This window comes from Providencia sp. PROV119 (genome assembly GCF_028482435.1).
Taxonomy (GTDB): Bacteria; Pseudomonadota; Gammaproteobacteria; order Enterobacterales; family Enterobacteriaceae; genus Providencia; species Providencia stuartii.
The window spans coordinates 197363-205864 of record NZ_JAMPQL010000013.1; the positions used below are offsets into that span (position 1 = coordinate 197363).

Sequence of the window (8502 nt, forward strand, 5' to 3'; positions counted from 1 at the left end):
AGTGTGAAAGAGGCAGATTATAGCGACGCAATGGTCACTTTTTGTGCTTCTAACTTACCTTTAGCTTCAATGTTAGCCGCTAGGCGCTCGCGCTCTTTCTCAACAACGGCAGCAGGTGCACGGCTGACAAAACCTTCATTAGCGAGTTTGCTTTCAATAGACTCAATCTCTTTGAGTACTTTCTCTAACTCTTTATCCAAACGCGCTAACTCGGCATCTTTATCAATCAGGCCTGCCATTGGGATCAATAGCTCAGTACCGCTAACCAGTTTTGTCACAGAAACTGGCGCTTCTTCACCGTCTGCCAGTACCGTGATACTTGCAAGGCGTGCCATGGATTTAATAAAGTTTTGGTTTTCTGCAACGCGACGTTTCGCATCTTCAGAAGCACCACGCAGTAATACATCTAGTGGTTTACCCGGCGAAATATTCATTTCGGCACGAATATTACGGACAGCAATGATAGCTTCTTTGATCCATTCCAAATCACTCAGTGCTTGCTCGTCCACTTTAGCTGCATCAAATTCAGGGAATGGTTGTAGCATGATGGTATCTGCATCAATCCCTTTGACGACTTTCACACGTTGCCAGATAGTTTCCGTGATAAATGGAATAATAGGGTGTGCTAAACGTAATAGCGCTTCTAATACTTCGATCAGCGTGAAACGTGCTGCACGAGCTTGCGCTTCATTACCTTTGTGAACAGCAGGTTTTGATAGCTCCAAGTACCAGTCACAGAATTCGTTCCAAGTGAAATCATACAAAATACCCGCGGCAATATCATAACGATGGGTATCGAGGGCTTCACGGTACGCTTTGATGGTTTGGTTGAACTGAGCCATGATCCAGCGATCAGCCAAAGAGAAGCTCATTTCACCACCGTTCTGACCACAGTCTTGATTTTCTGTGTTCATTAGGACAAAGCGGCTTGCGTTCCATAATTTATTACAGAAGTTGCGGTAGCCAGACAGACGTTTCATATCCCAGTTGATATCTCGGCCTGTTGAGGCAAGCGCCGCTAAGGTAAAGCGTAGTGCGTCAGTACCATGTGCTTCAATACCGTTTGGATACTCTTTGCGAGTACGCTTGGCAATTTTTTCAGCCAATTGTGGCTGCATCATATTGCCAGTACGTTTCTCAAGCAGATCTTCTAACGAAATACCGTCGATCATGTCCAGAGGGTCGATAACGTTCCCTTTGGATTTAGACATTTTTTGGCCTTCTTCATCACGGATCAAACCCGTCATATAAACGGTTTTGAACGGTACTTGCGGTACGCCGTTCTCATCTTTAATGAAGTGCATGGTCATCATGATCATGCGGGCTATCCAGAAGAAAATAATGTCGAAACCACTGACCAACACATCGGTAGGATGGAACGTTTTCAGAGCTTCGGTATTTTCAGGCCAGCCTAATGTTGAGAAGGTCCATAAACCGGAAGAGAACCAAGTATCCAATACGTCTTCGTCTTGGCGCAGTGCAATCTCTGCCCCCAAGTTGTTTTCACGACGAACTTCATCTTCATCGCGACCCACATAGACATTACCTTTGTCGTCATACCATGCAGGAATACGATGACCCCACCACAATTGGCGAGAGATACACCAATCTTGGATATCACGCATCCAAGAGTAATACATATTTTCGTATTGGCGAGGTACGAATTGAATACGACCATCTTCAACCGCTTTAATGGCATCTTCTGCTAGCGGCTTAGTACGAACATACCATTGGTCAGTTAGCATTGGCTCGATAACGACGCCACCGCGGTCACCATAAGGCACTGTTAAGTCATGCGGCTTAACTTCAACCAATAAACCTAACTGCTCAAATTCCGCGACAATCGCTTTACGTGCGGCAAAACGCTCCATACCACGGTAAGCTTCTGGGATTTCACTGCTATATGCGGTTGATGGGTTACCGTGAGTATCAAAGACTTCTGCTTCACTACGGACATTACCATCTAAATCCATCATGTTGATCATAATGAGCTGATGACGTTTACCGACTTCATAGTCATTAAAGTCATGAGCAGGGGTAATTTTCACGCAGCCAGTGCCTTTTTCCATGTCGGCGTGTTCGTCACCGACAATTGGAATACGGCGATTGACGATTGGAAGAATAATTTCTTTACCAATTAAATCTTTATAACGGGGATCTTCTGGGTTAACCGCCACACCTGTATCACCCAGCATAGTTTCTGGGCGTGTGGTTGCGACAACCAGATAATCTTTACCTTCGGCTGTTTTTGCACCATCTGCAAGTGGATAGCGTAAATGCCACATGGAGCCTTTGATTTCACGGTTTTCGACTTCCAAATCAGAAATCGCAGTGTGGAGTTTAGGATCCCAGTTAACGAGGCGTTTACCACGATAAATTAAGTTATCTTTATAAAGACGAACGAAGGCTTCTTTAACGGCTTTTGATAGGCCTTCATCCATTGTGAAGCGCTCGCGCTCCCAATCAACAGAGTCACCTAAACGGCGCATTTGTTGTGAAATGGTGCCACCAGACTCTGCTTTCCATTGCCAAATTTTGTCAATAAACGCATCGCGGCCGTAATCGTGACGAGTTTTGTTCTCTTCAGCCGCGATCTTACGTTCAACAACCATTTGGGTTGCGATACCAGCATGGTCAGTACCTGTTTGCCACAGCGTATTTTTACCTTGCATGCGTTGGTAACGGATCATGGTATCCATAATCGTTTGCTGGAAAGCATGCCCCATATGCAGGCTACCTGTGACGTTTGGTGGTGGAATAACGACACAGAAACTCTCTTTGCTAGTATCCCCGTTTGGTTTGAAATAACCGCTTTTTTCCCAATGAGCATAGCGTGCTTGCTCTATCTCAGCGGGATTATAAGTTTTATCGAGCGAAGGCTCGGCAATCGCATTATCTGGTTTCTTATCCATTTTTATATCGTATTCAGTTAGTTGGCGGCGTCGCCATAGTCAAATTGAAGCCGACGCTGCGGTAAATTTTATACCGTTCACGCGCCAACTGTTTTAAAGTTTCATCAATAGGCACAAAGTCTATCACTTCATGGAATGCAGTGGCAAAGTCTGCAAACTGGCTCTGAAGATTGATCAAAATATCGCGTTGGGCATTTCCGCGTTTCCCCGGCCAGCAAATTTCAATCGGTGCGCCATAACGAGGCCCTTCACCAGCGAGGTTATGAGGCACGAACTGATGAGGATCTCTTTGCCAAAGTGACTCATCCAGTTTTTCTGCTTGCTCAGCGGTTTCACACGCGACTAAAACACGCTTACCATCACGCCACATTTGCGCCGCAAGTTCGCAAGCAAGCCATTCATGGGCTTCTAACTCCACTTGCGGCGATGGTTGTTCAAGCAAATAAAAGGTGGCGTTTTTCATCTCTTTCTTTATGGAATAGAAAAATGTTATGCAAAAAGGGTATTGCGACAGGCAATACCCTGAAATGAAGATGGGGCTATTTTAGCGTATCGCACTCTTGAGTGCTATATACTCGTCATAGTTCAAGTTGCAACGCCAATTTGACTCGCTACACCTTGAGCTATTTAGCGTCTAGACCCATGACCCGAGTTACAACGCAATGGTCTGTAACTCGCGTCATTATAGGACATCAATTAAGACTAATCGTCGCCGTTCAGGCCAGCGCGGTTCAGTAAGAACTGTGACAACAATGACACAGGACGGCCTGTTGCGCCTTTTGCTTTACCTGAACGCCATGCTGTACCAGCAATATCCAAGTGCGCCCAATTGTATTTGGTCGCAAAACGAGCGAGGAAGCAGCCCGCAGTAATTGCACCCGCAGGACGACCACCTGTATTGGCTAAGTCAGCAAAATTAGAGCTGATTTGCTCATAGTATTCATCAGCTAACGGTAAGCGCCATGCACGGTCACCTGCTTGCTCAGAAGCGTTTAATAACTCATGAGCCAGAGGGTTGTGGTTTGACATTAAGCCAGTGTAATGGCTACCTAACGCAATTACACAAGCCCCTGTCAATGTGGCGATATCGATAACCAATTCCGGCTCAAAACGCTCGACATAGGTGAGGGTATCACATAGCACTAAACGACCTTCGGCGTCAGTATTAAGTACTTCAACCGTTTGCCCTGACATCGTGGTGAGGATATCACCTGGGCGATAGGCTCGTCCTCCTGGCATATTTTCACAGCCAGCCAGCACACCGACCACGTTGATTGGCAACTGCAATTCGGTGATAAAACGCATCACACCGTAAACCGTTGCAGCACCGCACATGTCATATTTCATTTCATCCATGCTATCTGCTGGCTTGATAGAAATACCACCTGAGTCAAATGTGAGGCCTTTACCGACTAATACAATAGGTTTCGCTTCAGGATCAGGGTTACCTTTGTACTCCATGATAGACATCAGCGATTCATTTTGTGAGCCTTGACCAACAGCGAGGTAAGCATTCATGCCTAGCTCTTTCATCTGCTCTTCACCGATAACACGTGTTGTCAGCCTATTTTCAGAAATGTCAGCTAATTGACGTGCTTGTGATGCTAAATATGCCGCATTACAAATGTTTGGTGGCATGTTGCTGAGATCTTTCGCGGCCTTAACACCGGACGCAATGGCGAGTCCATGGGCGATAGCACGCTCACCGCTCGTTAATTCACGGCGTGTTGGCACATTGAAAACCAACTTACGCAGTGGACGGCGATGTTCCGTTTTATTGCTTTTCAATTGATCAAAGACGTAGAGCGACTCTTTTGCCGTTTCAACAGCTTGACGTACTTTCCAATAATTATTACGGCCTTTAACGTGTAACTCAGTTAAAAAACAGACGGCTTCCATTGAACCAGTTTCATTCAATGTGCTGATTGTTTTCTGAATAATCTGTTTGAATTGACGCTCATCTAGCTCACGTTCTTTACCACAGCCGATGAGTAGAATACGTTCAGACAGGATATTTGGTACATGATGGAGTAGTAGGGATTGCCCTACTTTACCTTCAAGTTCCCCGCGGCGCAGCAGGGCGCTGATATATCCGTCACTTATTTTGTCCAGCTGTTCAGCTATAGGGGACAGACGGCGTGGTTCAAAGACTCCGACAACGATACATGCGCTACGTTGTTTTTCCGGGCTACCACTTTTTACACTAAACTCCATGCGTTCTCCTGAATCTTAAAGACAAAGGCCCATGCTCCCGCTAAAATTAGCGTTACAGCATAATCTACCTCATAGAGAATGAACTCTTTATGTTAAACTGAGCAGATATCTGGTATTTCAATAATATTAAGCATGTTCTGATTGGGTAATCAGTATAGAGAATGCTTTTATATCATTCTAGTCATACAATGAGCCAGAGTATATGTTAACAAATGGTAGATATTGAACGAACTTAGCCATTTTCCACCCAAAAGACAAGTTTTCACAGGCGTATAAGCGTGATCATTATTAGATATTTGGTACGGGAGACCCTGAAAAGTCAGCTAGCTATCCTTTTTGTGCTAATGTTGATTTTTTTTAGTCAGAAGTCCATCGATATTCTCGGGGCTGCTGTTCAGGGAAATATTCCTTCAGATTTAGTATTACCGTTACTGGGATTGGGCGTGCCTGAAATGGCGCAATTGATCCTCCCTTTAAGCCTATTTCTTGGGCTACTGATGACATACAGCAAACTGTACACCGAAAGTGAAATTACGGTGATGCATGCATGCGGGCTCGGGAAAAGCGTTCTGGTTAAGGCCGCTCTGGTGCTTGCAACGTTGACCGCATTGGTCGCAATAGGCAATATTGCGTGGATGCTTCCTTGGTCGTCGCAATATCAAGAACAGGTGCTGGCAGACGCTAAAGCTAACCCTGGGCTAGCTGCCATGGTGGAAGGGCAATTCAAAACCACCAAAGATAGAAACATCGTATTGTATATTGGCGACGTCAAAGGTAATGACTTTAAAAATGTCTTCTTAGCACAATTGCGCGCCACTAATGAACAGCGCCCATCGGTAGTGGTCGCCGATAGTGGCTATATGCGAGAAGATGCCGATGGTCGACAAATTGTGGTATTGGATGAAGGAACTCGCTACGAAGGAACGGCATTATTACGTGATTTCCGCATCACCGACTTTAAAAATTATCAGGCGGTTATTGATCACAAACCAAGTGATGCCCGCAATGATAGAGTCGAACAAAAAAATATGCTTCAGTTATGGAAGGCGAATGACTTTGATTCCAATGCAGAATTCCATTGGCGTTTGACGATTGTCTTCTCGGTGGTGGTGATGGCATTAATGGTAGTGCCGCTGAGTGAAGTGAACCCTCGTCAAGGGCGGGTATTGAGCATGCTGCCAGCCATGTTGCTGTATCTTATTTTCTTCCTATTACAAAGTACATTGCGTAATAGCGCAGAAAAAGGGGATGTTGATCCGAAATATGCAATGTGGGCAGTTAACTTAGGGTATCTGGCTTTAGCGATTATCCTAAATGTATGGAATACCGTGCCAATGCGCCGTTTACGCGTCAAATTTAATAGAGGGGCTGCCTGATGTTTGGTGTTTTAGACAGGTACATTGGACGAACCATCCTCAACTCTATTTTAATGACCTTGTTTATGTTGGTGTCCCTTTCAGGGATCATCAAATTTGTCGAGCAACTACGTAAAGTTGGTGATGGTGAATATACGACCCTAGGCGCTGGGGTATTTACGTTATTAACGATCCCAAAAGATATCGATATTTTCTTTCCGATGGCGGCGCTGCTCGGAGCGTTACTAGGGTTAGGTGCTTTAGCATCACGTAGTGAGCTGGTGGTTATGCAAGCTTCTGGCTTTACACGCTTGCAAATTGCACTGTCCGTGATGAAAACAGCGATCCCTCTGGTTATTGTGGCGATGTTGATTGGCGAATGGGTTGCCCCAAGCGCAGATCAATGGGCGAGAAATTATCGCGCAGAAAAAATTGTGGGTAACTCATTAGTTGTGACCGATGAAGGGATGTGGGCGAAAGATGGTCCTGATTTTATTCATATTCAACGCGTCTCTGATACCACATCGATTCAAGAAGTGTCTATCTACCGCTTTAATGAGCAGCATAAGTTAACATCGGTGATGTTTGCTTCAAGCGGCGCTTATGACAAAGACAATCAATTGTGGGTGCTGTCTCAAGTTGATGAGTCTATTTTAAGTAGTGAGAAAAAAATTACGGGCTCCCAGCGCTTAACTTATGAGTGGAAAACGAATCTGACACCCGAAAAACTCGGTATCGTTTCCTTGAGTGCAGACTCCCTTTCGATTCGCGGGCTTTATCAATATATCGCTTACTTAAAAGAGAGTGGGCAGGTAGCCGCAGTCTATGAATTGAGTATGTGGAAAAAGATCTTAGCGCCTCTATCCGCAGCAGTGATGATGTTTATGGCCGTTTCATTTATCTTCGGTCCATTACGTACTGTACCGATGGGGGTACGTGTCGTCTCTGGGATTGTTGGTGGCTTCCTGTTTTATGTCCTAAATGAAGGGTTTGGTAAGTGGAGTTTGGTCTACTCGATACCGCCTATTATTGCGGCGTTACTACCAAGCGTCCTATTCCTTGGGGTCAGTATTGTCTTGCTGGTGAAACGTAAGTAAGCCAATTTTAAAATCGATAATATTCCAATAAGCCATCGTATTGAGTAATGCGGTGGCTTATTTATTTGTATTAAACCAATCAATACTTGAAAGGCTCAGGGAGAGTTGGATGAGTAATAAAAATTCTAATTTTGAGTAAGTTACCAATAAATCGATTACCTAGCTCACTTATTTTGGCATTTAATTTATTTTCTTGAGGATGGAAAATAGGGTGTGCTTTTTTATTGCCAGTAGCTGCTTTCACGATATTCTCGTGCGTGATGCCATAAAACCCCATTACAGGGAGTTTTAATTGATTGGCCATGACTTGTGCATTTGAGAATCGCCCCCCTTCAGCACTATGACAACTACATAGTTTTATAAGCGAAGGGCTCTGTTTTATGCCTTTAATTTTATCTGCTAGCAGCGCATGGCAATTGGCGTTAGTCACTTTCGCAAAAGTGCCATCTCGCATTTGCAGCAACCCTTTCTCACCATGCGTTTTAATAATAATTGATGACATAAAATTCTCTCCTTGAATTGTTTATGTCACTAGTATTGCGATGAATATGTCTCGGTGCTTGCAAAAACCAATGATTGATAGTTATACAGTAAGAACAGTATTAATAAGCCATCAATATAATATAAAAAGATTTGCCCCGTGATGCGTGCTGTCACTCTATTAAATAAGCTCTTACTGGTTATCATTGTGATCACAAAGGATAAAAATTAAGCGGGTAAGCACTGTTACCGACCAAAATCGCTCGGTAATAGTCGAGAAAATTTGCTGTTTGGCAATGACAACACGCAGTTATTTATCAACCTATTGCTAATTTAAGGACATTTAGAGTTAGTATCACTCGCCGTGCATTCAATACATTATGGTTGGCGATAACAAAGGATAAAAGTTAAGCGCATCTGGCTCTTTTAGTGCTGCAAGGACTA

At 44.2% G+C, this 8502-nt stretch carries 6 protein-coding genes; 2 read left to right on the forward strand and 4 right to left on the reverse strand.

Translation table 11 applies throughout. From position 1 onward, the window contains the following. Positions 1-17: 17 nt before the first annotated feature. From PSF11_RS12905 to pepA, 3 genes are all read right to left on the reverse strand, one after another. Positions 18-2912 carry a valine--tRNA ligase gene (locus PSF11_RS12905; protein WP_004915958.1) on the reverse strand — a complete coding sequence of 965 codons (2895 nt, stop codon included), beginning with the start codon at positions 2910-2912 and terminating at the stop codon, positions 18-20. A 13-nt stretch (positions 2913-2925) separates the two neighbouring features. After that, positions 2926-3375 carry a DNA polymerase III subunit chi gene (locus tag PSF11_RS12910; protein ID WP_004915959.1) on the reverse strand — a complete coding sequence of 150 codons (450 nt, stop codon included), beginning with the start codon at positions 3373-3375 and terminating at the stop codon, positions 2926-2928. Positions 3376-3614: 239 nt separating this feature from the next. After that, a complete protein-coding gene (gene pepA, locus PSF11_RS12915) occupies positions 3615-5126 on the reverse strand; it encodes a leucyl aminopeptidase (RefSeq protein WP_004915960.1) in 1512 nt (503 codons plus the stop codon). A gap of 278 nt (positions 5127-5404) precedes the next feature. On the opposite strand from pepA, the gene lptF reads away from it, so the two are divergent. Beyond that, positions 5405-6502, forward strand: a complete 1098-nt coding sequence (gene lptF / locus PSF11_RS12920) for an LPS export ABC transporter permease LptF (RefSeq protein WP_004915961.1) — start codon at positions 5405-5407, stop codon at positions 6500-6502. Continuing rightward, positions 6502-7578: an LPS export ABC transporter permease LptG gene (gene lptG, locus PSF11_RS12925; protein WP_004915962.1), complete on the forward strand. Its 1077-nt coding sequence runs from the start codon at positions 6502-6504 to the stop codon at positions 7576-7578. Before lptF ends, lptG begins: the two co-directional genes overlap by 1 nt. A 79-nt stretch (positions 7579-7657) precedes the next feature. Here lptG and PSF11_RS12930 read toward each other — a convergent pair whose 3' ends face one another. Further along, positions 7658-8080, reverse strand: a complete 423-nt coding sequence (locus PSF11_RS12930) for a hypothetical protein (RefSeq protein WP_004915963.1) — start codon at positions 8078-8080, stop codon at positions 7658-7660. Between the last annotated feature and the right edge of the window lie 422 nt (positions 8081-8502).

Excerpts from the sequence above, each read along its gene's own strand:
- PSF11_RS12905 (WP_004915958.1), bottom strand. The coding sequence starts at position 2,912 with ATGGATAAGAAACCAGATAATGCGATTGCCGAGCCTTCGCTCGATAAA.
- PSF11_RS12910 (WP_004915959.1), bottom strand. The coding sequence starts at position 3,375 with ATGAAAAACGCCACCTTTTATTTGCTTGAACAACCATCGCCGCAAGTG.
- pepA (WP_004915960.1), bottom strand. The coding sequence starts at position 5,126 with ATGGAGTTTAGTGTAAAAAGTGGTAGCCCGGAAAAACAACGTAGCGCA.
- lptG (WP_004915962.1), top strand. The coding sequence starts at position 6,502 with ATGTTTGGTGTTTTAGACAGGTACATTGGACGAACCATCCTCAACTCT.
- PSF11_RS12930 (WP_004915963.1), bottom strand. The coding sequence starts at position 8,080 with ATGTCATCAATTATTATTAAAACGCATGGTGAGAAAGGGTTGCTGCAA.